Genomic DNA, 23,276 nt, shown 5'->3' with positions numbered 1-23,276 from the left:
CCCGCTTACGCGATTGGCCTGGCCTCTGAAATGGCCTATAGCTCGATGTTGGCGCTGTTCCCCTTCATCCTCACGCTCCTGACCGGGGTTGGGCTGTTTGTCGGCTCCTCTGAGCAAGCCTTCGAGCGCTTGATGGAGCAGTTGAGCCAAATTGCTCCCCAAGAGGCCCTGACGCTTTTGGATCGGTATGTGCGCGAGCTCCGCTTCGGGCAAAAAAGTGCTCCGCACCGCTGACGCGAACGGGGGTTGTTGTCGCTCGGCTTCTTGGGCACCCTGTGGGCTGCTTCTGGAGCCATGGGGGCGGTGATGACAGCTTTGGATCTCAGCCATGAGATCCCTCAAGATAGGCGCCGTCCCTTCTGGAGACGCAAGCTGATCTCGCTGGTTTGGATGCTCGCCACCTTGGGGTTGACCGGACTGGCCAGCTTGATCTTTTTGTTCAGTGCCAGCTTTTTGCGCTTCTTGTACAGGAAAGCGGGATTCTTAGCGCAGGAAGTTGGCGGGCCGACTCAGTTGGATCCCCTGCGAGAGCTGGGGTTGAACTTGTGGGGGATCCTCACTTGGCCAATTTCCTTGGGGTTGGTCGTCTTCTCCTGCTGGGTGCTGTATCGATTTGGCCCCAGCTTGCGCCGACCCCAAATCCCGATTTGGCCGGGGGCCATCGTGGCCAGCCTACTGTGGGTTGGGGTGTCGTGGGGGTTGCGGATTTACGTGGAGCACTTTGGGCAGTTCAACCAAGTCTACGGGGCGGTGGGGGCGGTTATTGTTCTGCTGCTCTGGGTTTGGCTCACTTCCTTGGCGCTGCTGTTTGGGGATCAAATCAACATCGCCCTCTACCAGGCGCAAAAATGGATTGAAGAACGGGATCCCTAGCCCTTACTCCAAATCCGAGTCATGGATGCAGACGGAAATTCTCTCACCCACTCCTGAGCACATTGCCGTAGCGGCGGCAGCCTTGCTGCGGGGCCAGTTGGTGGCCATCCCCACGGAGACGGTTTACGGCCTGGCGGGCAATGGCTTGGATGAGCAGGCAGTGGCAAACATTTTTGCCGCCAAGGAGCGCCCCCGCTTCGATCCCCTGATCCTGCATCTGCCGGCTGGGGTGACCCTAGAGCAATTGCAGGGGTGGCTGGTGGACGTGTCGGCTTTTACTCCCGCCGCTCGCGCTCTGCTGGGATCCCTGATCGACACCTTCTGGCCGGGGCCCCTAACCTTGGTGCTGCCCAAGTGCCCCACCGTGCCGGATCTGGTAAGCAGCGGGTTGCCTACTGTTGCCCTGCGGGTGCCTGCTCACCCGGTGGCTCAAGCTTTGTTGCAGGCGGTGCAAACCCCTCTGGCTGCCCCCAGTGCCAATCGCTTTGGCCGCATCAGCCCCACCTCAGCCCAGGCCGTCTATGCAGAGTTGGGAGGGCGGATCCCTTACATCTTGGATGGGGGAGAGTGTGCTGTGGGCCTGGAGTCCACCGTGCTAAAGCTCAGCCCCGAGGGGATCCCAACGCTGCTGCGCCCAGGAGGGATCCCACTGGAAGCCCTGGAGGCCCACCTGGGGTTGCCCATCCGGTTGCCCCCAGAACAGGCCCCCAAGGATGGCACAACGGGCCCGCCAGAAGCGCCGGGACGACTGAGCAGCCACTATGCCCCCAGTAAGCCTCTCCGGCTTTTGCCCACCCCTTTTGCCCAGCTTCAGCCCGGCGATTGGCAACAGGTGCAGCACCTGACAACCGGTCATTCCCACCTGGGCATCCTCAGCTTTGCCACGGATCCGCAGGCTCTGCTGAACACCCTCTCCCGCCATTGGCCGGGGATCACTTTCAGTTTGGAGTGTTTGGGTTCGGATCCCAAGGCAGCCGCCCGCGCCCTCTTTGCCAGCCTGCGCCGACTGGATGAGGGAGATGCTACGCTCCTGCTGGCAGAGCCCCCACCCATCTCGACGGGGTTGGGCTATGCGATGATGGATCGGCTACGCCGGGCCAGCAGCCTTTCGCGTTAGCGTCGCTTAGCGATATGGAACTCTCCCCCCTCGTTGCCATCGTAATGGGTAGCGATTCCGATTTGCCCACCCTTGCACCTGCCGCCCAGGTGTGTGAGGAGTTTGGGATCCCTTACCAGATGCAGATCCTCAGCGCCCACCGCACCCCCGAGGCCATGGTAGAGTTTGCCCGCCGCGCCCATACCCAAGGGATCCGCGTCATCATTGCCGGGGCAGGGGGAGCAGCCCATTTGCCGGGGATGGTGGCCTCTCTCACCCCCCTGCCGGTGATCGGGGTGCCGGTGCTCAGCCCATCCCTGCAGGGGATCGACTCCTTATACTCGATTGTGCAAATGCCCAAAGGGATCCCGGTGGCCACGGTGGCCATTGGCAACGGCTACAACGCGGGTCTGTTGGCGGTGCAGATCCTGGCCAGTGGGGATCCCGACCTGCTCCGGCGAGTGATCGCCTATCGGGAAAGCCTAAAACAGGCGGTGCAGGAGAAAAACGATCAGTTGCAAGCCCAAGGGTGGAAAGCCTATCTCGACTCCACCGGCAAAGCATAAGAGCATAATTTAGAGAACGTTGACCTATCTTGCCGCCTTGCAAAGGGCCAGATAGGGCCGAGTTTTGGGAGTTGCCATCGGTGAAGCATCAATCGGGTCGCCCTTCTTCCGGCCAGGGATCCTGGCCAGAATATCTGCAGCGGGTGGGGCGTGGGGCAGTGGAGACGGGATCCCAAGTTGCTCTGTGGATCCTATCGGGGCCGCAGTGGCGGGTTTTGGCTCTGTCGGCCTTGGCGTTGGCAGGGCTGGCCTTCTGGAATGGGCGGCTGGCGCTCTCTCTGGGGGTGGGCACCTTGGTGATGTTGGGGCTACAGGGGGTGCGCAGCCCTGAGTTCAACCGCCGCTGGCAGGAGTGGCAAGCTTGGTTTCGGCAGGCGGATCGCTGGCTTTTGCTGGCAATTGGTTCGGGAGCAGCCGCCACCTTGGGCACCTACACCCTCATCTCCATCTGGGCAGAATCCACCCAACGCTGGCTGGCCACCGGTGCCATTCTACAGGGATTGGCCACTCTAGCCTTGTTGTCGCTGCTGTTTGGGGAGTGGCTCAGGGGCCGACAAGAGCGGCAACGGTCTCAATTGGAGCGCGACCTCAGCGACATTGCTTCTCCCGATCCCTTCCGACGGCTGGCGGGCGTTCGCCGCTTGCAGAGCTTAATGTCCCACCTGGATCCCGAGCAAACCCGGCTGGCGGTGGATTATCTGCGGTTGGCCCTCGACCAAGAGACGGTAGCGGTTGTGCGGGAAGCCCTGCTGGAGGCCCTACAGGGATGGGGGATCCTGCGCCGCCTCAACGATTTGACCAATCTCAAACACCCCAGCAGGGATCCCTCTTCAAACTAAGATAACGGCTGTCTTGGTCCTCAAGGGTTTGACTGGGATGATAAATTCAGTCCCTTGGGCAATCCGCCAAATAGATTGCTCACCTCAGGTTTAGCTAAACCGCCGAGAAGCCCCGCGCTGTATGCGTAGCAACCCTGCGGGAAGCTAGCTACAGGGTCGGGAGTATGTTACGCGGCATACCCCCTTTCCATCTAGGCTCAGGCTTGTCCCTGATACATTCACGCTGAACTCTCCTGAACATGGTTCAGGAAAGAAGCGATCGCATCCTGCCTATCTTTGAGCAGGAAGGCGGTATCCCGCAAAGCCCTGAGGAATACCCCCCGAGCGCTTTCCCCCTTCACTTCCCGGCAACCGTTGCGGTGGACTCAAGGATCAGGGGGAAACTTGGTCTACTATATCCCTCTCAATGACTTTTGCCAAACCGCCTAAAGCTCAGTAAATTCAGCAAAGTTCAGGGTTTTGGGGGTTAGAGGCATGCTCTGCCGCCAGCCCTATTGCAAAAAGCTTGCTTAGAGCTGGCCTGCAAGGAAGGCTAGAATCTTTTACTATGGGTAATCCTCTCCAGCCGCTCCCTTAGCCGCACTGTGCCAGCATGTATACCATTTCCGACTTTGACCGCCTGATCCAGTTTCTCCCGGTGGAGATCCGCCCTGAAGTGCAGATCGAGATCGGCACCCCCGACCAGTCTCGGGTTGTGCAGCCGTTGTGGCGCTTTCCCTGGCAGAAATACTCTCGCTTCGCCATTGACCTCAGCCGTTGGCAGAAGCTGAGCCCTGACCAGCAGAAGATCTACTTCTTGCGAGAAGCGGTGATGGCCACAGAGCTGGCTTTGGGGGATAACTGGTCGGCGTTGTTGCTGTATCCCGCCTTGATCGGGGCCGGCAGCATGGGCATTTTGGTAGAGCTGCAGATGGGAGATAACCTCGGCGTTGGCTTAGCAGCAGGCTTGGCCGCGTCAGCGGTGTTTCTGTTGCGCAAAGCGGAGAAGGGCCAGAAGGCCCAGGTGGCAGCCGACGAGTTTGCCGTGCGCTATGCCTCCCAGAATGGCTACACCTCCGAGCAAGCTGCTGCTATCTTGCTGAGCGCGCTGCAGCAGGTGGCCATGCTGGAAGATCGCGTTAAAAATGACTACGACACCACCATGCGCCGCCGCAACCTGGAGTTTTTGGCGCAGCGAGGCCTGGGAGCTGGCACCCTGACCATCAACCCCAAGTACCGCAACAAGGGGCAAAGCTCCAGCCCGAATCCTTTCCAAAACCCTTTCCAGCGCTGAGGCCTCTCAAAGCTAGTTAGGGATTGACTGGGCTTATTCTTCGTCCTCTTCCAACTCTGGAAGCTCCTCAGTTGGGGTAGACTTGATCGCCTCATCTTCTACAATCACAATTTCTGTATCGGGGCTGTAATACCGACGCACATCCCACTCCGTAATCCAGCGGCGAATAATTGACCGCACAGTGGTTGTGCTGTAGAGCTCAGGAAGCTGTGGCAGCGATGGGCGTACCCAATCGGGATAAGCTTTCTGGTAGAGATCCGCTACCCTATGCCACATGGATTGAATGTCCTCGCGGGCTTCTAAGCAGGAACAGAGAGGGGTAGCTTGGCTAATAGCCTCCATGCCGGCCTTTACAACTTCCTCAGACATATGCTTCTGGAGAGCTATCTTAGGTGCTTTCTCCCAATCTCCTTTTTCTTGTAGAATGACCCTCTCGAAATCGCGGGTTACTGCTCCTACGAAAACCAGCGGAGCTTTCTTTATTTCTTCAGGCAGGGTTGTTGTACCAAACAAGTGCCCAAGAACGCGGTACGACTTGACCCGCTGAAGAAGACTGTACTGGGCAATAAGCTCAATCTCATCCACCAAAACCACCAAGCCCCCAAACCCTATGGCCCGACATAGCTGGGCACAGAAGGCCAGGCGCTGCCAGTGTAGGCTTTCTGCAGGGGGTAGCTTGCCAATGGGATAAGCACCTGCCAAGCCGTGATCCCGTAGGCTTCGCCTTACCTCTGAGGACTTCAGAGTGGGCTCACCAGCCCAAAAGCGGACAATGGCGTCTAGCTTCTCGTCATCGCCTCCTAACCTTTGGTACAGAGCCAAGGTGGCCGGCCACCAGCCTGACCCAAACTGCCACTGGTTAACCCAAAGCTGGAACTTCTGGAAAGAAGGCGAGAAAGAAGGCGAGGAGTCCTGTAGCCGGGCTGCCATGCCTTGGATCCCACGCTCAACCATGTCAGGGAGCTCGACCTGGGCAAGGAGGCGGGGAATCAGGCGATTGGGGTTACCGAGGGGCAACTCTTTGGAGACGACAACTAGGGAGGTGGCAAAATTATTCTTCCTTGCTCGCTCCTGCAGGGTTAGTAGAAGATGGGACTTGCCTGTCCCAAAATCCCCCTTTATCAGCATTCCTGCAGGGCCTGAACTAGCACCCTTGCACAGCTCTTGAAAACCCTCCTCAATCTGAGACTGCCAAGAGCCAAGTTCTGCAACTGCGAACCGGTTAGGAACGCCATTTCGTAGGGCTTCAATGGCCCGCCTAGCTGCAATCGCTACATTCATAGAAGCTGCACCATAGCTGTGCATGGATTAGGCTTTTGAAGAGAAGAAACCTCATTCTCAATTCGAGTTTGCAAAGCTCGATATCTATGATAAGACAGACGCTCAGATTCAATAAACTCTGGAGGAGCTAAGAAAATTAACACAGTTTTTTCTAGTTCACTCTCCGCATCGATAAACTCACGCAAAGTCTCGTAGAGCTCAAGGATTTGTCGACTGGTAAAGTTAGGGCGTCCACTGGGGGTCCGCTCGTAGTAGTGAAGCAAGCTGACAAGGACTGCTACTAAGCCGGATCGTCGTGTAAATAGTCTTAAGAAAGAAAGTAGAATCCCTCGAGCATTTGTCCTGTCAATCTTTCGAAAAATAGCCGCTTCACGCACCCGGCTGATAGAGCTCAGCGTACCTTTAAGCCACTCTTGAATTGCAGAGCATAGACCTTCCAGAGTGCCTGGGCTTTGAAGGGGTTCGTAGACAAGTCGGACTATGGCTTTGCGAAAGTCAAGGGCTAGTGAGTAATCCAGAAAAATACCTCTCTTAATTTCCCGCTGAAACTCTAGTTTGATCTCACGGGCTTCAATCTGATAGAATTCGGCCAACTGCTCTAAAGTGCAGTCCTGCAGATCTAGCCTGGGAGGGTATCCAATTTTTTGGAGAATGTTGAAGCGCAGATCTTTGGCAAAAGTCTCCCAATCTACTCTCTGAGCAAGGGCAAACCAAAGCTGTTCGACTGAATGCAGCTTTAAGCACTCCTCTGTCAAATCAAAAATATGAAAGGAATACTGGTTAAGCTTTTCCAGCAGCGCTTTCCGCACCCAAGAGTAGGAATCTTTCGGAACAACGGCCAGCTTGACAGTGGCACCACCTTCAGGGATAAAAGAACGCAAGTAGTCTTCTTCCAGACAGCGCAGCCACAAATCAGGCTCTAGCCGACCCTGGCCCTCTTCGCTCATAGCTTCTCAAACTCCAAAAGATAGTAGGCGTGCTCCACCCCAGCTTCGTCTCGAATGCGGTAGTAGCGACCCGAGCGCGTGCCTGTAGACGCGGAGAAGATCAAGCGGTAGCCCTCCACATGGTTGGTGCCATTTCGATCCAAGAGGTAAAGATGCCGCGTAAACTCCACTTCGGTGTAGTCTGGGTTGTTGAGGTGGAGCACCTCGAAGACATCGCGAGCAGGTACTTGAAGAGAACGAGGCAGCTCTGCGCTTGACTTTCTCAAGTAACCCGCTGCAATTTTTGCCGCTTTCCAGATGCGTTCAAGAACTACCTCTGGATTAGTTTCTTTCCCTTTGGTCATTCTTGCTCGGAGAATCTTCTCTGCAATGGCACTGGGCCGTTGAGAGCGTAGAAGCTTGCGATCTATGCGCACTCCCTCCCTGGAAAAGCGCACTAAGGCGGGGAAAGCTACAAAGACATGGGGGCTTTCCGTAGGCAGCCAAGGCTGGCCGACTCGTTCTCCTACCTCGCTAGCAAGTTCTTCAAGAGAAGTTCTCTCCAAAACCTGCTGGGTTTGTTCAAGGGCTTGTCTTACCGTCTCCACCTGGGAAAGAGCCTCGCTGAGGACAGAGCTACAGCCTTGTAGCTGGCGGCTCAGGGCTGGAACTTGCCCTCCTTTACAAGCGACTTGGGCTTTCCCTGCGGTCTCCTTTGCTTTCTTAGTCAGGGCAAATAGCTTGCCTAGCTCGTCGTCAAGAGTCTTGAAGAGGGCTTCAATCATTAGTTTTTGGGCCTTTTCTTCGAGAAATCTAGCATCACCAAGAGTTTGGGTGCAAGGCCTTCCCACCTCCGGCTCTTCAAGGCATACGCAGTTCCCCTTCCACCTCAAGGCGGGTGTAAGGGCCAATGGAGAGGAAGCGCTCCCCTAGCATTTCAGCAGCAGCAGGCTGAATCCAGCCCATACGCTGCAGCAGGTGCAAAGCCAGGGCATACTTGGCCCGGGCGGCTCCATCCTGGACCTTGATGGCCAGGCCCATGCCTTCCCCCACCCGGCCAATGCACTGGATCCCTTCAGCACCCGATTTGCTCACCAGATCCCCTTGAGTGGCCCGCATCAATTCCGTGTCGAAACACCCCTGTCCAGCCACCATCTCCGGGTGATGGGTCATGGCCCGTGCTACCGATTCCAAGTCGGGCCGCTCGCCGGCGGTCAGTTGGGCGAATAGAGAAGCCAGGTGGTTCAGTTGCAATTGGTAGGTGGGCACCCCACAGTCATCCCGCGCAAACAAAAACTCCTCCGAGGGCATTTGCAGCAAATCCGCCAACTTGGCCCGCACCAGCGCTTGCACCGGATGCTGCCGCTGGGCGTAGTCTGACAAGGTCCAGTTTTGGGCGCGGCTGGCCACGAGCATGCCAGCATGTTTGCCGGAGCAGTTGTGGCACAGGGGGCTGGGCTTGCCGGGTGGGGTGGGGCAGACCAGCAAATCGGGAGACAGATCGGCCCGCCACAGTATGCTGAACACCTGCCGCGCATGAGCCGTGGTGCCCTGATGGGATCCGCACATGATGGCAATATCTTTCTCGCTGAGGCGGTAGCGCTCGCGGATGCCGGTGGAGAGCATGGCCAGTGCTTGGAAAGGTTTGAGGGCAGAACGGGCAAAGACGGGGGTGGTGCTGTTGCCGGCCATGGCCAGAGAACGCCCGCGGCTATCGGCCACGACAGCTTGGCAATGATGGATAGATTCGGTCAACCCCTCCCGCAAGACATGGATTAAGAGTTCGGGGGCGGTGGAACGATTCTCAAATGACATGAAAACCTGGGAAAGGGCTGACGAAGCTGGGAAAGAGGGTGTGTACTCTTCAAATCATACGCGCAGATCCTACGCGAGAAGTTGGCGGGATCCCCTAAAGTAGCAAAATGGAACCCTTCCGCTCGGATCCCTGACCTCTGCCATGTCCTCCAATCCCCTGGTGTTTTTGGTCTGTCACGGCAGCCGGGATCCCGATTATCAGCAGGCTTTGGCAGATTTGTTGGCCCGGGTGCAGCAGCAGCTGGCTCCCCAGCCGGTGGAGCTGGCCCAGTTGGAAGGTCAGCCTCTCACCCTGGCCGAACAGATTCAAGGACGGCTGGCAGCTTGGCTGGGCGCAGGCCGATCTCCCGATCAAGTGGTGCTGCTGTCGCTGTTTATGGGCGAGGGATCCCATGTGGAAGAGGATTTACCGGCTGCGGTGAAGCAGGTTCAAGCTCGCTGGCCGCGCCTGCCCATCCGGTTAACACCCCCCATTGGCCAGCACCCGGCCCTCCTGGATCTGTTGGTGGCTCGCATTCTGGCTCCACAGCCCTCTTGCTCTGCAACGCTCAGGCAATCCGGCGAACGGGCAGATGCCTGGATTGTGCTTGGCCATGGCAGCCGTCTGCCGGGGTTTGCCGCCCAGCTCCAAGCAGGGATCCAAACTGTGCAACGGCGCTTGCCCGAGATCCCCTTGCATGTGGCTTTTGCTGCCCAGTCCCCCACCTTAGAAGCGGTCGTGATCCATTGCTTGCGCCTTAGCCAGTGCCGTCTACGGGTGCTGCCGTTTTTTCTCTTTCCAGGCGGTCTGCTGCGCGCCCTACAAGAACAGGCTCAGCGATTACAGCGGGAATGGCCTCTGCTCCAAATCCAGGTGGAGCCGCCCCTCTGGCGGGATCCTCAACTGATGCAGGCCATTGTGGAGACACTCCAGGCTTTTAGCCCGGCGCTGGAATAGCCGAATCTTTCCCGTTCCCTCAAAATGGATATTTCCAACAGCAATGACGCGACCGGGACTTGAGATGGGCAAAGTGTATTTGGTGGGGGCAGGGCCTGGGGATCCGGGGCTGCTGACGGTGAAGGGAAAGGCGCTACTCGCCCACGCGGATGTGGTCATCTACGATGCTCTGGTGGGATCCTCCATCCTGGAGCTGATCCCGCCGACGGCAGAACGGATCTATGCTGGCAAACACTGCGGCGCTCACACCTTGCCCCAGGAGCAGATCACAGCCTTGCTGATGGAGAAAGCTCGGACGGCAGCCGTGGTGGTGCGGCTCAAAGGGGGGGATCCCTTCATCTTTGGGCGGGGGGGAGAGGAGATGTTGGCTCTGGTGCAGGCCGGGATCCCGGTGGAGGTGGTGCCGGGAATTACGGCGGGCATTGCCGCCAGCGCCTATGCCGGGATCCCTCTCACCCATCGCGACCTCAGCTCCTCAGTTGCTTTTGTTACCGGACATGAGGCGGCAGGGAAATACCGCCCTCAGGTCAATTGGCGGGCTTTGGCCGGGGCGGTGGAAACCCTGGTGATCTACATGGGCATGCACAACCTCAGCCATATTGCCGCTGAATTGTTGGCCGGAGGGAAAGCTCCCGATACCCCGGTTGCCCTGATCCGCTGGGGCACCACCCCTGAGCAAGAGATTCATCTGCTCCGCCTGCAGACTCTGGCTGGGCAGCCCTCGCCCGTAGCACCGCCTTCAATTGTTGTGGTGGGAGCGGTGGTCAGCCTGGCCGGCTTGTTGCCCACTTTGCGTCCGCCAGTCTCGTATTGCTCCGCAGCGCTTGCGCAACCGGAATCTCCATGAACGCCTTTTTTCGCAAGTTGGGTGCCCTCTTCTCCGCCTACTACGCCTACATGCTGGAGTACCGGGCCGAGCTGATCCTGTGGGTGTTGGCCGGATCCCTGCCCCTGATCATGATGGGGGTGTGGAGCGAGGCAGCCCGCTCAGGAGACTTCTCGCTGTCTGCTCTGGAGTTCATCCGCTACTTTCTGGCGGTGTTCCTGGTGCGCCAGTTCACCATCGTCTGGGTCATCTGGGACTTTGAGCGAGAGGTGGTCGAAGGCAAATTATCTCCTCGCCTGTTGCAGCCTCTGGATCCCGCTTGGCACCATGTGGCCAGCCACCTGATGGAGCGCTTGGCCCGTCTCCCCTTTACCCTGGTTTTAATCGCCCTTTTCTTCGTCCTCTACCCCCCTGCCTTTTGGATCCCCTCTTGGGCCCAGGCGGGGCTGGGATCCCTGGCCATTCTCCTGGCTTTTGCCCTGCGCTTTCTCATGCAGTACACCCTGGCGCTGCTGGCCTTTTGGGTGGAACGGGTGACGGCCTTGGAGCAATTCCATTTTTTGGTGTACTTGTTTTTCTCGGGGGTGATCGCTCCTCTGGAGGTGTTCCCACCACCCGTGCGCCAGGTCTTGGCCTGGACACCCTTCCCCTACCTGGTGCATTTTCCCGCCAGCCTCTGGGCAGGGATCCCGGTGGATATTCTGGGCGGCTTTGGCATGGGCCTGGCCTGGACGGGCCTGCTCTGGCTGGCTAACCGCTGGTTGTGGCGCAAAGGCTTGCAACAGTACTCGGGAATGGGAGCTTAGAGGGCCAGGTTCAGTCCCTCATTTCACAGCTACCGTAGTCTTCAGCTTTCAACCAGGCCACCCTTGAAACCACTATTATGGGTCAAGGCACCCCAGCCAAATGACGAATCCTGTCCGTCTCCCTAAAATAGCGACAGATAACAGGTGAATAGCGCTTTACCCTTTTCCCTAACAGCCTCCTCGAGTCCTCATGAAGCGTGTACTGGTCGTAGATGACGATCCCCTCTCCCTGAAGGTGCTGAGCCGCCACCTGACTCAGCATGGCTATCGGGTTTGTACAGGCGCTTCGGGTGTGGAAGGATTGCGTCTGTTTGCCCAAGAGCAGCCGGATGTGGTGGTTTCAGATGTGGTGATGCCGGAAATGGACGGCTTTGAGTTTTGCCGACAACTGCGCCAACAGCGCGGCGGCGAGCTCGTCCCCTTCATTTTTCTCTCTTCGCGGGGAGAGATCGATGACCGAGTTCAGGGCTATGAGCGGGGGGCGGATGACTACATCATCAAGCCCTTTGAACCCCTGGAACTGGTGGCCAAAATCGAGGCCCAGATTGAACGCTCCCGCCGCACCCAATCGGAAATTTTGCGGCTAATCCAACAGCAGTCCCAGCCAAAACCCGAAGCGGACCCCCGCCCCACCCCACCCGAATTGCCCCTGACCCCTGCCGAAGAGCGGGTCTTTCGGGAAGTCATTCGCGGCTTCACCAACAAGCAAATCGGCGAGAAGCTGTTCATCAGCCCGCGCACCGTGCAAACTCACCTGACCAACATCCTCAGCAAGCTTTCTTTGGAAAATCGCTCGCAACTGGTGCGTTTTGCCTACGAACGGGGCTACACCGCCGAAGAGGAGCCGGGCCAGAAGGGATCCCTTTCAGGCCAGGTGTAGCCTCAAAACAGCACGTGGCGCTTTTCGCACCCGGCAGGGGATCCGCTCCTTGCCCAAGCGGACAAATGCCTCGTAGCGATGGCAGCCGGAGAACCCATAATACTCCCCTTCCACTTCCAAAACCTCAATGGGCTCCTGTAGGCCGACTGCTTCAATGGAAGCCATCAGCGCCTGCACCTTATCCGGATCCGTTTGCCGCGGCAAAGGGCGGCGAATTTGGGCAAGGGGAATCTCGCGAATCTGCGCCATGTTGAACTTTCTCCCTAAGCAAGCTACTTAATCATACTCGTTATGACTTTGCTCTATCAAGACTGGCAGAGGGTATGGATTCTCAGGCCAGAGCATGGCAGGATAACACCATTCCTCACTGCTCTCTCCCTCAGTAGCCAACCCAGCCATGTGGCAACTCCTCAAAGCCTTATGGGGAAAGATCGCCGGCCAAGCCCCCCCTGCACCCCCCGCTGCCGCGCCACGCAAGGCCCCACGACCGCCCCTTGGCAAGAGGCCGGTTCAGCAGCCCTCTCTTCAGAAGGCCGCTGCTGCGAAGGCTACCCGCAGAGAAGAAGCCCCTGAGCCCACCCCAGAACATCCCGCCCCAAAAGTTGCAGTAGCCCAACGGGGTGAGGAACCTGTGGTGTGGATCCCTGCTCAGGAAAAATCCCCAGACTCCCAGGCAGTAGAATCCCCCATCGGCCCAGCTCAACCCACCTCTACGGCCAAAAGCATCAGCAGCTTCTGGGCCATGACCGACACTGGATCCCGGATTTCCTGCATTGCTGCCACCACCGACAGTGGCCGTGCGGTCAGCTCCATTGCGACTGCTAGGCTCCGCCAACCGGAATAGCGACCGGGATCCCTCTGGCTCCAGAAAAAACTTCAGGGCAAGTCAGGAATAGCTCCTATCCATTCCTACCCACCACTGCAGGGATCCCCAGGGGGCATTGGGCCGATAATAGACAGGTAGCGTTGGGGGCTGCCAAGCATGCTGGAGATGATCTTTAACGGGGCTAACTGGTTTGCTCTGCCCTTTTGGGCCTTGATGATTCTGCTGCCGGGTTGGAAGGTAACCCGCAAAGTGATGGAATCGCTTTTGCCCATCGCTCTTTTGGCGGCGGTTTATTTGTATCTTTTGGTCACCGGGTTTAATGCCGATGTTCTCAAGGAATTTTCCAACCCTCAACTGTCTCTGACCAGCTTAACTGGCCTATTCAGTCAACCCTCTGTTATGGCGACGGGATGGGTCCACTACATCGTCATGGATTTGTTTGTGGGCCGCTGGATCTTCTTGGAAGGGTGGGATAAGCGAGTATGGACAACCCATTCCCTGATTTTGTGCTTGTTTGCTGGGCCTGTGGGTCTGCTCTCCCATTTGCTTACGGTGGCGATTGTACAAGCAACTCGCCAGAACCGGCCCAGTGTTGCTCAACCTGAAAAAGGCTCAGAAGTGCCGCAAGAATCCATCTAGCCCCTGCTTGGCTTTATAGCTCTTTCCGATGCACAGGGTGCAAAATGAGCAGCGTGGGATCATCCTCGACCTCAACGTTGCTGCCACGCAGCTCCCCAGCGCTACGTACTCGCCAGCACACAGGGTGGTTCCCGAGTGCCTTTAGGTGCCGTTGTAAACAACAACCACAAAACCCACTGAGGTCGGATCCAACCGTCAGGCTGTCGGGTTTAGGGCCTACAGCCCGTTTACGCGAACAATGCGCCCTGTGCTGCTGTGGGCGAGAGCGGCTGACTACCCTGGCACTGCAGGCAGCGTAGCACAAAGCCGCTTTAAAGGGCGGGGCTTCAAACCCAGTTTTTCGGTAACCGAATTCTTGTATTCTGAAACCCTGACATACTCCCCGCCCTACTGGCTTGCTTCCGCGCAGCGATGGGACGGGGCCTTAAGCTCAGTCTTCGGGTAAACAGGAGTGCAAACCTCTCATGACTGCTACCTTTGTTCACACACCCTTGGCGCAAACTGTTCTGCCTCGCCCTTCCCGAACTCGGGATCTCCTGCTGGTTCTGGGGGGAAGTTTGTTCGTAGCTGCCCTGGCTCAGGTGCGGATCCCTCTGCCCTTCACGCCGGTACCGATTACCGGGCAAACCTTTGGGGTGATGCTGGTGGGGGCAGGCTTTGGGGCACGGCTGGGCTTTCTCACGTTGCTGGTGTACCTGCTGGAAGGGATCCTGGGATTGCCCTTCTTCAGCGGTGGCGGATCCGGGCTTGGCCACTTGGCGGGGGCGACGGGGGGCTACCTATTGGCTTTTCCCCTAGCTGCGGGGCTGATGGGCTGGTTGGTGGAGCGCTGGGGCGTGGATCGCAACCCCTGGAAGATGGCGCTGGCGATGTTATCCTGCTCAGCTCTGATTTTTTTGCTGGGAGCCACTTGGCTGGGGGTGTGGCTGAACCAGAATGTTGAGCCCACCTCGATCTTGGCCGTCCTCAACAAAGGGGTCTTCCCTTTTATCCCAGGAGACTTGGTGAAGTGCGGACTGGCGGCAGTGCTGCTGCCCACCATCTGGCGCTGGGTGGGACGGGAAAGGCCACCGGCTGACTCGTAACCCACTGGGCAAGAGCAGCAACTCTAAAGACCGCTCCGGCAAAGCAGAAGGGGCCTGGGATTAGCCTCGGGTCGGAAAATCTAAAAAAAAGATAACAGCTCCGAGGATTTGGCCTTTTTTCTGAGATTCTAAAAACTGTGCTCAATGCGATGTTCAATACGGCCTATTCATGGAGCTTTTCTTTACATTGCTCTAGAGTTTTATAAGTCGCTGACTGGTCGCGGCAGAGCCCCCTTGTGGGGCTTTTTATTTTCTATCTGCCGACCGGAAAAAGTTGAACTCAACCTACTATGGTCATTCCAAGCTATAATTTGATCTCTATAGACTCCCTAAATAGACGGGAACCCCGTCAGGCAACAGACGCGCCGGATCCCAGAAACATCCTGGTGGGTAGTCATTCAGCCCTTGACGGGCACCTTCTTTTCCAGCCACTGAGCCACTTGATCTGCCAGGTCAACTCCTTCCAACTGACAGAGTTCTCGCAGCATTGTTGGGCTGGTCACGTTCACTTCGGTTAGTCGTTCCCCGATAACATCAATCCCGACAAAATACAGCTTCTCCTGCCTGAGCACCGGTGCCAAAGCCCCGCAGAGAGCCCGTTCTTTTTCGGTAATCTTGGTTTTTTCCACTCGACCGCCGGCAGCAACATTGCCCCGAAAATCGCCCTCTCCAGGGATCCGATTGACGGCGCCCAAAGGTTCTCCTTCCAGCAACAAAATGCGTTTATCTCCTGCGGCCGCCTGTGGCAAATACTCCTGCACCATCACAGGCAGCCGACCAAATTGGGTGCTCATTTCAATCAACGAGTTGAGGTTTGGATCCCCGGCATTGACCCTCAGGATCCCTTCCCCACCTTTGCCACCCAAGGGCTTGAGCACCGCCTGTCCTTCCTGTTCGACGAACTGACGCAGCAGACGCTTGTTGCTGCTGACGCGGGTGCGCGGGATCCACTCTTGAAATTGCAGGGCATAGAGCTTTTCGTTGGCCGAGCGGATCCCGGCAGGATGATTGAGCACCAGTGTGCGGCTGGGAGAGAGACGATCCAAAAGGTAAGTGGCATAGAGATAGGCCGCATCTACCGGCGGATCCTTGCGCATCCACACCGCCTGCATTTGGCTCAGGGGCAGCAGTTGCCGGTCTTTGACCTCATACCAGGGATCCGCTTGCAGATCCAACCGGATTTCCTCAAGGGATCCCCAAGTTTCCCCTTGATCCCAGTAGAGATCCGCCAGGCCCAGGCAGAAAATGCGGTGTCCCCGTTTCTGCAGAGCTTCCATCAGGGCAATGCTGGTGTCATGGCCCACCTGCAACTGAGGCAATGGATCGACAATAAAAGCTACCTGCATGGGAGGTGTGGTTCACTGACGAAAGGCTGCCCCGAGTATGCAACAAATCGGAGCCGATGGCTCTCCCCCGGTAGGCTGTTTCCACAAGAGAAGGCCCCCTCTGGAAAGCTCGATGCAGGGTTGTCTTTTTAACATCCTCTTAACCTCGGCAGGCGGCGCAAACGTTAGCTTGATAGGTGGGATCCCTGTTGGCCCCCAGTTTACGGCTGGGTTGGCCGGGTTTCTGGCCTAACTGTGAGGAATGCTCCATCCGTGAGTGCTCCCCCTTCTCAACCCTCAGAGCCGGTTCGCATTGAAACCACGCGGGACTTGCTGGAAGCCTTGCGTGAGGGGCGCTCCCTGGTGGGTGCCAACCTGGAGAATGCCTACCTCTCGCGGGGCTTGTTCGACCGCATTCAGATGCCCAAATCCAATTTGACGCGGGCTAACCTGCGCTCGATCAGCCTGCAGCAAGCCGACCTACGTCTGTGCAACTTTCGCCGCGCTGAGCTAGAGCGGGCCAATTTTACCGCCTCAGATCTACGGGGATCCAGCTTTAGCCAGGCTCTGGGGGACTACAGCAACTTTACCGCCGCCAAACTGGACAAAAGCAGCTTTCAGGGGGGCCGTTTCAGCCATTCCATCTTTCGCGAAGCCAGCTTGGTGGCTGCTAATCTGGCGGAGGGGAACTTTTTTGCCGCCGACTTCCGCCAGGCCAACCTATCTCGCTGCAACCTCTCCCAGGCTGCCTTGGTGAGTTGCCAGCTTCAGTTTGCCAACCTAGAACAAGCCATTTTGGTGGGGGCCAACCTACGGGACGCTCAGATTGAAGATACGCTCTTCAGTGGAGCCGATTTTACCGATGCCAAGCTCTCCGATGAGACGCGCAAGCTCTTAATCGAGCGGGCCAGCGGCACCAACGAGCTTACCCAACGGGATACCCTCAACACCTTGCTGGCGGGATTGCAACCCAAGTCGCGTAAGCTTTTTGGCTTGCTGTGAGGTTGGAGCCGTCAAGGACAACCGGGCTAAAGAGAAAACTCAAAACTGGTTGAGGTCGATCCCGGCTTCCCGGGCCATGGCTCCTATACCCTTGGCCTTGAGAGTCTTCAAGGCTTTGGTGGAAAGGCGCAGACGAACAAACCGCTTACCCTCTTCCCACCAGATGCGCTTCCACTGCAAATTGACTTCCTGCAGGCGCTTGGTGCGCCGGTGGGAGTGGGAGATGGCAAAAGCGTTGTTGCGTTTCTTGTTGGTTAGTTGGCAGCGACGCGCCATGGGATCAAAGCAAACTCAGCCTAGCTATCGTAAGGCATCTTTTTGTTGGGCAGCAAGCTGAAGTTGACTTTGCAACTGGGCTAGCTCTGCCTTCAGTCGGTCAAAGGTTTGTTGGCAGTGGTTAACGCTTCTGAGGGGCAGCTCTTCGTTTTTGGCAATGCAGGTCACCTGTACAGAGCCGTCGGCAGCCTGACGGGTGCGATCCACAAACACTTCCACCGTCACCAGTTTGGTGTGGGGATTTTTTCCGGGAGGCTCGCCGGCCACCCAATAATCAAGGCTGTTGTGGAGGATATTGAGTTGGCAGCGCTCCAAAACAGCGCGGATCGACTCGCTGAGCTGCTCGGCTGAGCCCACAAGCTGGGTAACGCAAGAGTATCGAGCCATAGAACAGGCAAGCCACCACGGTTATCCTACCATTAAGTTTTCGGCTCCTGCAGCCAAAGGCGAACCGGCAAAATTGCGCTCAAGAGTACTCTACACCGGCTCGGTCAACCCTGCTGCGAGGAGGTGAATTACGTTAGAACATGAACAACTCCCAGGAGAGTTGCCATGTTTAGGGTCTCCTGTTTGGCTCATTCTCTTTTGCTACTGGGATCCCTTGGCCTGGGTTGGATAGGCGTGTCTTTTGCCCAAGCGCAGCCCTTTCAAGCGGGCGATTTGGACGGGGATGGCCGTTTGACGGTGCAGGATCTCAACCTGTTGGGGGCCTACTTGCGGGGAGAACGGGGATTGACCGACGACCAGATCCGAGCTGCCGATGTCGACCAGGATGGACGGATCACAGAAGCCGACTGGCAAGTGTTGCAGCAGCGCATTCAGGCAGCAACGGATGTGCCCACAGGACAGGTGCAGTTGGATTCCGCCTATTCGGGACAGGTGGTGGATCGGCTGACAGGGCAGCCTTTGGCCGGGGCGGAGGTGGCCATTCCAGGGGCGGGTATTTCGGTGCGCACCGATGCCCAGGGTCGGTTTCGCCTGCCAGGGCCACTGCCGGCAGAGGAAATTTTGGTGGCGCGGCTGGAGAATTATTTGCCCTATTCCCAAAGTACAGGCAGCGGTCAAGCCAGCGGGGATCGGCCTTGGCAACTGCAGTTGGAGCGCTGGGATCCCAACACGACTTTGGTACTGGAGGCGAATGTCATCCGCCTGGGGGATAACCAGTACTCACCGGAATCGGCTGCCGCCGGGCAATTTTTGGGCCCTGCCCAAGGGGTGGAGATGACCCGCTCTTTCACTTTGCAACGCCTGCCTTCGCGCCCACCGGTTTTGCGGATTGGATCCCTGATTGGGTTGGATACTGCCGCCGCCTATCGGGCCGGCCAATCCCGGATCCCCAGCGCCAACATGTCTCCCATGCAAGTCATCTTGAACGGGGTGGAAATCGAACAGATTCACCTGGGGGGAGATAACCTACAGATTCCCCTGCCTCTGCAACCTCTGCGCCTGGGCCTGAACACTGTTACCTTGCGCACCGGTAAAACCCTGATTGAGCCCAGCATGGTCACCCGCGGCCCCCAAGTGCTTGTTGGTATTCCCCTCTTTGGCGGATCCCTGCACATCTCGGTGCCGGTGGGAGGTGATACGGTCGTCCGGCACGGCGGAGCCTGGGTGGATCATGACGATGTGCAGTTGGCCAATTTGACATACTCCCCACCCTAAAGAGCGAGGATTCTGGTTCCTGGTTCCACGACAGCACTTACCATGTTAGGCTGCCCCTCCATGGCAGAGGTGCTTGTCTCCCCAGGCGTTCCCTCTTTCGAGGCGGTTCCCCAATGCCCTTGGGTACCGTTCCATTCCATGCCCAACATCTTCAATGCCCGCCGCAGGATGTTGAGTGCCGCATTCTGGTCTCGACACAGCACCAACCCACACTTAGGGCACTGATGGGTACGAGTAGAGAGCGTCTTCTTCACCAGGTGACCACACCCCGAACACTCCTGGGTGGTGTACTCCGGCGGCACAGCAATCACTACCTTGCCGTACACCTTCCCGTAGTAGTCCAGCCACCGGGTGAACAAAGACCAGGCCGCATCCTGAATCGACTTGGCCAGGTGGTGGTTCCTCATCAGGTTCTTCACCGACAAGTCCTCGTACGCCACGACGTCGTGAGACGCCACCACGCACCGGGCCAACTTCATAGCCCAGTCTCTACGCTGGCGTTGAACTTTGAGGTGTACCTTGCCAAGTCTCTGTTTCTGTTTAAGGTAGTTCCTCGACTGTTCCTTGGATCCCCTCCTCAACTTACGACTCAGTCTTCTTTGGTGCAGCCTCAACCGCCTCTCTGCTTTGCGCAGATACTTGGGGCAGTCCACCGTGTTGCCGTCCTGGTCGGTGTAGAAGTGCTGCAGCCCCAGGTCAATACCAATCATCTTCCCCGCATACTCGCCCTGCTCCTGGCGCTCCATGTCCAGGCAGAACTGGGCGTAGTACCCATCCGCTCTGCGGACTACTCGCACCCGGTTGATTTTGGAGTGGAGAATGAGCTGTCTGGCCTCGCTGTTGCAGTACAGGGCAAAAGTGCCGGCTTGGTTGCCGTCGGTGAAAGTGATGGCCATGCCATCTGCCGACAGCTTCCAGCCGGATTGCTTGTACTCCACAGAGCGGCAGTTCTTCTTAAACTGCGGGTAGCTCTTCTTCTCACCGGCACGGCACCGACGGTAGAAGGTGGAGATGGCTGCCCAGGCTCGTTCTGCACTGGCTTGCCTGGCTTGGGAGTTGAGCTTTTGGGCAAACTCGAACTCCTGGGCCAGATGCTTGCAGAGGGTGTACAGCTCCTTTTTGCCTATGCCCCGGTTATCCATCCAGTGGCGCAGGCACTTGTTGCGCACAAACTGGGCAGTACGAATGGCTTCATCCAAAGCTCGGTACTGCTCAGGTGTGCCGTATAGGAGCTTGGCTTCCAGGACACGCATAGCTCTAGTTTATCACGGAAGCCTTTGGATAAGAAGATAGCGCCTTACATCCCTGCCTTGAAAGGCAGGGCTTTACGGCGCTTTTTGGTAACCCTCGAGATCCCCAACTGACCTTCCCCCGTCCAAGGTTCGCGCCCTCTGTAGCCCATGCTGGGACGGGGCCTGTCGGTTGAGAGGAACCAGTTTGGGCCCGCTTTCGATAACCGAGCCATCTGATCAACAAGGGGAATGGGTTTGTCCAACAATTGGAAGATCCTCCTTCCAATAGAAGGCATACTGCAGTTGCTGAATGGCTCCTCTTCGATGCCTCTGGGAGTTCTGGGCATCTCGATCTTCGAGAGGGATCCCTGAGGTGGCCCATGTGAGTGAGGTGAAATCCTGGCAACCGAGCAGATCGATAACCCAAACTGAGGAGAGCTGACTATGAGTATGAGTATGAATAGGGCTTCTGCCTTCCCCTTAACCTGGCTGTGGACGGGATCCCTGGCCCTGGGGGTGACGGCCCTGGTGACCCGCCAAGTGATCTGGGGGCTCTTACCTTTGGCAGCAGCCTACCCTGCCATCCGCCGCCGCGAAGAACAGCTTGGCCAAGTTCTGGAACAGACCTGGACACAGCAGCAACAGACAGCAACCCAACTGGAGACCCTGCAAGCGCGTTTCGAGGTGCTGGACGCTCGGCTCACTGCTGAACCGTCCCTTCTGCAGCAGACCTTGGCTTCCCCGGCTGAAGCCATTCAAGAGCTCGAGCAGAAAGTAAAGGTTTTGGAGCCCATCTGGGTACAGCAGCAGCAGACGGCGGCCCAACTGGAAACATTACAAGGGCGGATCGACGCCCTCGAAGCTCGGCCCACGTCTCATCTGTCCGTGCGGCAACAGCTGGCCCCCATCACCCAGGCCATCCAGCAAATCCAGCAGCGGTTAAAAGCCGTGGAGCTGCGGTTGAATGCTCTGCCGGTATCCCAGCCCCAAGTGACTTTGGAGCAACTGGAGTTGGTGCAGGCGCAACTCCAACACCTGCAGCAGCTGGTGGCATCCCAGCCGAACCCTGCTTTTCCCCGCAAAGCCCTGGGGGTGTTCATCGACGCGGCCAATCTCCACGCCAGCGCCCAGCAGTGGGGATCCCATCTCGACTATCCCAGTCTGCTCAGCTGGCTGGCCCAGGGCAGATCCGAGATGGAAGTGCATGTCTACAGCGGGGTAGATCGCCACAACCTAGCTCAGCGTCGTTTCCTGCGGGAGTTGAGAAAACAGGGCTATCGGGTGGTCACCAAGCCGGTGGTGATCCACGCCGACGGCAGCCGCAAAGCCAATCTGGATGGGGAGCTGATCGTGGACTTGATGGCGCTGCACTCCCACTACGAGACGGTGCTGCTGCTGAGTGGGGATGGAGATTTTGTGCCGGCCCTCAAGCATATCCGCCGCCAAGGCTGCCGGCTGGAGGTAGCCGCCTACAGGCCGAACACGAACCCGGCGTTAATTCGGATAGCCGACCAGTTCGTGGATTTGTGCGCTTGGCAGGGAACAGGAACGCTGGTGCCGCTGCCTGCAAAACAGACTCCGGCCACCGGCTGAACCTTGCCATCTCAGCGCCTGAACCTCGCTTGGATCAACCTTGTCCAAAAATTGGCATTCTCCCTGCCCTAAAAGGCAAGGATTCTTTCCCAGGCCACAGGATAATTCCTACTTCTTGGGCTACACCACCCTTGCGAGTGGTGGGGGATGCCATAACCCCGACTACTGGGATGAACTCCCAGATACTTTTCCTGCTGACATTGCTCTTGCTAACACTGCGCCATACTCAAGTTGGCGGAGTTCAACCAACAGCGTAGCACGAAGCCGCCCTTGCCGCGTCAGCGGGCTGTAGGCCTTAGGGCAGGGCTTGCAACCCAGTTTTCTTGGTCAACTTAACCCCAATTGGAGAGTCCAGATGTCAACGCAACTCACACAGCGGTTTGTGCAGGCAATGCACTATGCCCATCGCTGGCATGCTTCTCAGACCCGCAAGGGAACCGGGATCCCTTACCTCAGCCATCTGTTGGCCGTAGCAGCCATCGCCCTGGAGCATGGGGCGGATGAAGATGAAGCGATTGCCGCTCTGCTCCACGACAGCCTAGAGGACGGCCCCCACAACACAGGCGAGCCCCGGGCCCAGATTGAGCAACAGATCCGGGAGCACTTTGGAGAACGGGTGCTGCAGATCATCCTGGGATGTACGGATACCGAAAGCGATGGCTCCCGAGGCGAGCCCAAAGAAAACTGGAAAGAGCGCAAAACCGCCTACCTGAAGCACCTGGAAACGGCAAATGCCTCGGTTTTGTTGGTGGCCGCCTCTGACAAGCTGCACAACGCCCGCTGCATCTTGCGGGATTTTCGCCAACTGGGGGATGAACTCTGGCAGCGGTTTTCCGCCGGAAAAGAGGGATCCCTGTGGTATTATCGATCGTTGGCAGAGATTCTGAGGCGACGGCTGCCCGGCAATCTATCGGCGGAGCTTCAAGAGCTGGTGGCTGAGTTGCAATGCCAAGCTGGAGCGGTAATGCCTTGACAGAGACAAGCAGGGCTGAAGAAAATGCTGAGGGCAGCCCTATTCATCACACTTTTTGGGTCACGCACCTATGGTTCTCGCTGTTGGCACCCCTGCTCCTGGGTTCAACACCACTGACACCCAAGGCAACCAGGTTTCGCTGGCTGATTTTGCCGGCAAAACCGTTGTCCTCTATTTTTACCCCAAAGACGACACCCCCGGCTGTACCAAAGAAGCCTGTGGATTCCGCGACGCCTACGCCGACTACCAAAGCAAGGACGTGGTGGTGCTGGGGGTGAGCATGGACGACCAAGCTTCTCACCAAAAGTTCACCGAAAAGTACAACTTGCCTTTCCCCCTACTGGTGGATAGCAGTGGGGTGATTACCCGCGCCTACGATGTGGATGGGGGCGGCTATGCCAAGCGGGTGACCTACGTCATTGATGGCGAGGGCAAAATTGCCAAAGTCTACCAGAACATCAATACCGAAACCCATGCCCGCGATATTTTGGCGGATTTGGGTTTGTAGAAACGCTGCCTCTTTTCAGTACTCCTCGCTAGATCCC

At 57.5% G+C, this 23,276-nt stretch carries 25 protein-coding genes and 2 pseudogenes; 17 read left to right on the top strand and 10 right to left on the bottom strand.

Features of this window, described 5'->3' with window-relative positions:
* The first annotated feature begins 30 nt into the window (after positions 1 to 30).
* From ACVWZJ_RS06670 to ACVWZJ_RS06650, 5 genes and pseudogenes are all read left to right on the top strand, one after another.
* Positions 31 to 873 (top strand): annotated as a pseudogene (locus ACVWZJ_RS06670) (YihY/virulence factor BrkB family protein).
* A 25-nt stretch (positions 874 to 898) separates the two neighbouring features.
* Positions 899 to 1,990, top strand: coding sequence for an L-threonylcarbamoyladenylate synthase (locus tag ACVWZJ_RS06665; RefSeq protein ID WP_011432663.1), 1,092 nt, complete (start codon positions 899 to 901; stop codon positions 1,988 to 1,990).
* A gap of 14 nt (positions 1,991 to 2,004) precedes the next feature.
* Positions 2,005 to 2,535, top strand: a complete 531-nt coding sequence (gene purE / locus ACVWZJ_RS06660; protein WP_457395423.1) for a 5-(carboxyamino)imidazole ribonucleotide mutase — start codon at positions 2,005 to 2,007, stop codon at positions 2,533 to 2,535.
* An 80-nt stretch (positions 2,536 to 2,615) separates the two neighbouring features.
* Positions 2,616 to 3,374, top strand: a complete 759-nt coding sequence (locus tag ACVWZJ_RS06655; protein ID WP_011432665.1) for a hypothetical protein — start codon at positions 2,616 to 2,618, stop codon at positions 3,372 to 3,374.
* A gap of 592 nt (positions 3,375 to 3,966) precedes the next feature.
* On the top strand, positions 3,967 to 4,647 hold the full coding sequence (locus tag ACVWZJ_RS06650) for a DUF3318 domain-containing protein (protein WP_011432666.1): 681 nt from the start codon (positions 3,967 to 3,969) through the stop codon (positions 4,645 to 4,647).
* Between the two features lie 33 nt (positions 4,648 to 4,680).
* Here ACVWZJ_RS06650 and ACVWZJ_RS06645 read toward each other — a convergent pair whose 3' ends face one another.
* The 5 genes and pseudogenes from ACVWZJ_RS06645 to ACVWZJ_RS06625 all read right to left on the bottom strand — a co-directional run bounded on the left by ACVWZJ_RS06645 (position 4,681) and on the right by ACVWZJ_RS06625 (position 8,669).
* Positions 4,681 to 5,601 carry an ATP-binding protein gene (locus tag ACVWZJ_RS06645; protein ID WP_238376913.1) on the bottom strand — a complete coding sequence of 307 codons (921 nt, stop codon included), beginning with the start codon at positions 5,599 to 5,601 and terminating at the stop codon, positions 4,681 to 4,683.
* Positions 5,602 to 5,664: 63 nt separating this feature from the next.
* Positions 5,665 to 5,928: pseudogene (locus tag ACVWZJ_RS06640) on the bottom strand (BREX system ATP-binding domain-containing protein); the annotation flags it as partial.
* A complete protein-coding gene (locus ACVWZJ_RS06635) occupies positions 5,925 to 6,875 on the bottom strand; it encodes a hypothetical protein (protein WP_011432669.1) in 951 nt (316 codons plus the stop codon). The pseudogene ACVWZJ_RS06640 and the gene ACVWZJ_RS06635, both read right to left, overlap by 4 nt.
* The gene (locus ACVWZJ_RS06630; RefSeq protein ID WP_238376915.1) at positions 6,872 to 7,141 is read right to left on the bottom strand and encodes a hypothetical protein; all 270 of its coding nucleotides are present in this window, start codon (positions 7,139 to 7,141) and stop codon (positions 6,872 to 6,874) included. The genes ACVWZJ_RS06635 and ACVWZJ_RS06630 overlap by 4 nt, the downstream gene beginning before the upstream one ends.
* 574 nt (positions 7,142 to 7,715) lie before the next feature.
* Entirely contained in the window at positions 7,716 to 8,669 is a 954-nt protein-coding gene (locus tag ACVWZJ_RS06625; protein WP_011432671.1) for an asparaginase, read from the bottom strand.
* A gap of 142 nt (positions 8,670 to 8,811) precedes the next feature.
* Here ACVWZJ_RS06625 and ACVWZJ_RS06620 point away from each other — a divergent pair, with 142 nt between their 5' ends.
* The 4 genes from ACVWZJ_RS06620 (at position 8,812) to ACVWZJ_RS06605 (ending at position 12,118) form a co-directional block, all read left to right on the top strand.
* A complete protein-coding gene (locus ACVWZJ_RS06620) occupies positions 8,812 to 9,606 on the top strand; it encodes a sirohydrochlorin chelatase (RefSeq protein ID WP_011432672.1) in 795 nt (264 codons plus the stop codon).
* A 64-nt stretch (positions 9,607 to 9,670) separates the two neighbouring features.
* On the top strand, positions 9,671 to 10,453 hold the full coding sequence (gene cobA / locus ACVWZJ_RS06615; protein WP_414351700.1) for a uroporphyrinogen-III C-methyltransferase: 783 nt from the start codon (positions 9,671 to 9,673) through the stop codon (positions 10,451 to 10,453).
* On the top strand, positions 10,450 to 11,238 hold the full coding sequence (locus ACVWZJ_RS06610) for an ABC transporter permease (protein ID WP_414389515.1): 789 nt from the start codon (positions 10,450 to 10,452) through the stop codon (positions 11,236 to 11,238). Before cobA ends, ACVWZJ_RS06610 begins: the two co-directional genes overlap by 4 nt.
* 190 nt (positions 11,239 to 11,428) lie before the next feature.
* The gene (locus ACVWZJ_RS06605; protein ID WP_011432676.1) at positions 11,429 to 12,118 is read left to right on the top strand and encodes a response regulator transcription factor; all 690 of its coding nucleotides are present in this window, start codon (positions 11,429 to 11,431) and stop codon (positions 12,116 to 12,118) included.
* Here the strand turns inward: ACVWZJ_RS06605 and ACVWZJ_RS06600 are convergent.
* Positions 12,104 to 12,367: a sulfiredoxin gene (locus ACVWZJ_RS06600; protein WP_011432677.1), complete on the bottom strand. Its 264-nt coding sequence runs from the start codon at positions 12,365 to 12,367 to the stop codon at positions 12,104 to 12,106. The genes ACVWZJ_RS06605 and ACVWZJ_RS06600 overlap by 15 nt on opposite strands.
* 148 nt (positions 12,368 to 12,515) lie before the next feature.
* Here ACVWZJ_RS06600 and ACVWZJ_RS06595 point away from each other — a divergent pair, with 148 nt between their 5' ends.
* From ACVWZJ_RS06595 to ACVWZJ_RS06585, 3 genes are all read left to right on the top strand, one after another.
* Positions 12,516 to 12,962 (top strand): hypothetical protein, encoded by a 447-nt coding sequence (locus tag ACVWZJ_RS06595; protein WP_011432678.1) that lies wholly within the window; start codon positions 12,516 to 12,518, stop codon positions 12,960 to 12,962.
* A gap of 138 nt (positions 12,963 to 13,100) precedes the next feature.
* Complete coding sequence (locus ACVWZJ_RS06590) at positions 13,101 to 13,583, top strand: ABA4-like family protein (protein WP_011432680.1); 483 nt, start codon at positions 13,101 to 13,103, stop codon at positions 13,581 to 13,583.
* A 464-nt stretch (positions 13,584 to 14,047) separates the two neighbouring features.
* Positions 14,048 to 14,668 carry a biotin transporter BioY gene (locus ACVWZJ_RS06585; protein ID WP_011432681.1) on the top strand — a complete coding sequence of 207 codons (621 nt, stop codon included), beginning with the start codon at positions 14,048 to 14,050 and terminating at the stop codon, positions 14,666 to 14,668.
* A 398-nt stretch (positions 14,669 to 15,066) separates the two neighbouring features.
* On the opposite strand, the gene gshB is transcribed toward ACVWZJ_RS06585, so the two are convergent.
* On the bottom strand, positions 15,067 to 16,014 hold the full coding sequence (gene gshB, locus ACVWZJ_RS06580; protein WP_011432682.1) for a glutathione synthase: 948 nt from the start codon (positions 16,012 to 16,014) through the stop codon (positions 15,067 to 15,069).
* Between the two features lie 252 nt (positions 16,015 to 16,266).
* Between gshB and ACVWZJ_RS06575 the strand changes: the two genes are divergently transcribed.
* Positions 16,267 to 16,995: a pentapeptide repeat-containing protein gene (locus ACVWZJ_RS06575; RefSeq protein ID WP_238376916.1), complete on the top strand. Its 729-nt coding sequence runs from the start codon at positions 16,267 to 16,269 to the stop codon at positions 16,993 to 16,995.
* Positions 16,996 to 17,034: 39 nt separating this feature from the next.
* Here ACVWZJ_RS06575 and rpmB read toward each other — a convergent pair whose 3' ends face one another.
* Both rpmB and ACVWZJ_RS06565 read right to left on the bottom strand, forming a co-directional pair.
* Positions 17,035 to 17,271, bottom strand: coding sequence for a 50S ribosomal protein L28 (rpmB, locus tag ACVWZJ_RS06570; RefSeq protein ID WP_011431026.1), 237 nt, complete (start codon positions 17,269 to 17,271; stop codon positions 17,035 to 17,037).
* Between the two features lie 24 nt (positions 17,272 to 17,295).
* Positions 17,296 to 17,658, bottom strand: coding sequence for a hypothetical protein (locus ACVWZJ_RS06565; protein ID WP_011432684.1), 363 nt, complete (start codon positions 17,656 to 17,658; stop codon positions 17,296 to 17,298).
* 165 nt (positions 17,659 to 17,823) lie between these two features.
* On the opposite strand from ACVWZJ_RS06565, the gene ACVWZJ_RS06560 reads away from it, so the two are divergent.
* Complete coding sequence (locus ACVWZJ_RS06560) at positions 17,824 to 18,933, top strand: dockerin type I domain-containing protein (RefSeq protein ID WP_011432685.1); 1,110 nt, start codon at positions 17,824 to 17,826, stop codon at positions 18,931 to 18,933.
* On the opposite strand, the gene ACVWZJ_RS06555 is transcribed toward ACVWZJ_RS06560, so the two are convergent.
* A complete protein-coding gene (locus ACVWZJ_RS06555; RefSeq protein ID WP_011432686.1) occupies positions 18,930 to 20,186 on the bottom strand; it encodes an RNA-guided endonuclease InsQ/TnpB family protein in 1,257 nt (418 codons plus the stop codon). The two genes, ACVWZJ_RS06560 and ACVWZJ_RS06555, sit on opposite strands and share 4 nt — an antisense overlap.
* Before the next feature lie 435 nt (positions 20,187 to 20,621).
* Here ACVWZJ_RS06555 and ACVWZJ_RS06550 point away from each other — a divergent pair, with 435 nt between their 5' ends.
* From ACVWZJ_RS06550 to ACVWZJ_RS06540, 3 genes are all read left to right on the top strand, one after another.
* Positions 20,622 to 21,758: a LabA-like NYN domain-containing protein gene (locus ACVWZJ_RS06550; protein ID WP_049749564.1), complete on the top strand. Its 1,137-nt coding sequence runs from the start codon at positions 20,622 to 20,624 to the stop codon at positions 21,756 to 21,758.
* Positions 21,759 to 22,113: 355 nt separating this feature from the next.
* Complete coding sequence (locus tag ACVWZJ_RS06545; RefSeq protein WP_011432688.1) at positions 22,114 to 22,731, top strand: HD domain-containing protein; 618 nt, start codon at positions 22,114 to 22,116, stop codon at positions 22,729 to 22,731.
* 70 nt (positions 22,732 to 22,801) lie between these two features.
* Positions 22,802 to 23,239 carry a peroxiredoxin gene (locus tag ACVWZJ_RS06540; RefSeq protein WP_011432689.1) on the top strand — a complete coding sequence of 146 codons (438 nt, stop codon included), beginning with the start codon at positions 22,802 to 22,804 and terminating at the stop codon, positions 23,237 to 23,239.
* The last annotated feature ends 37 nt before the right edge of the window (positions 23,240 to 23,276 follow it).

The sequence above is a fragment of the Thermostichus sp. OS-CIW-29 genome (assembly GCF_054058195.1).
Note: the sequence above shows the minus strand (reverse complement) of the source record. Positions and strands in the feature narration are given on the sequence as shown.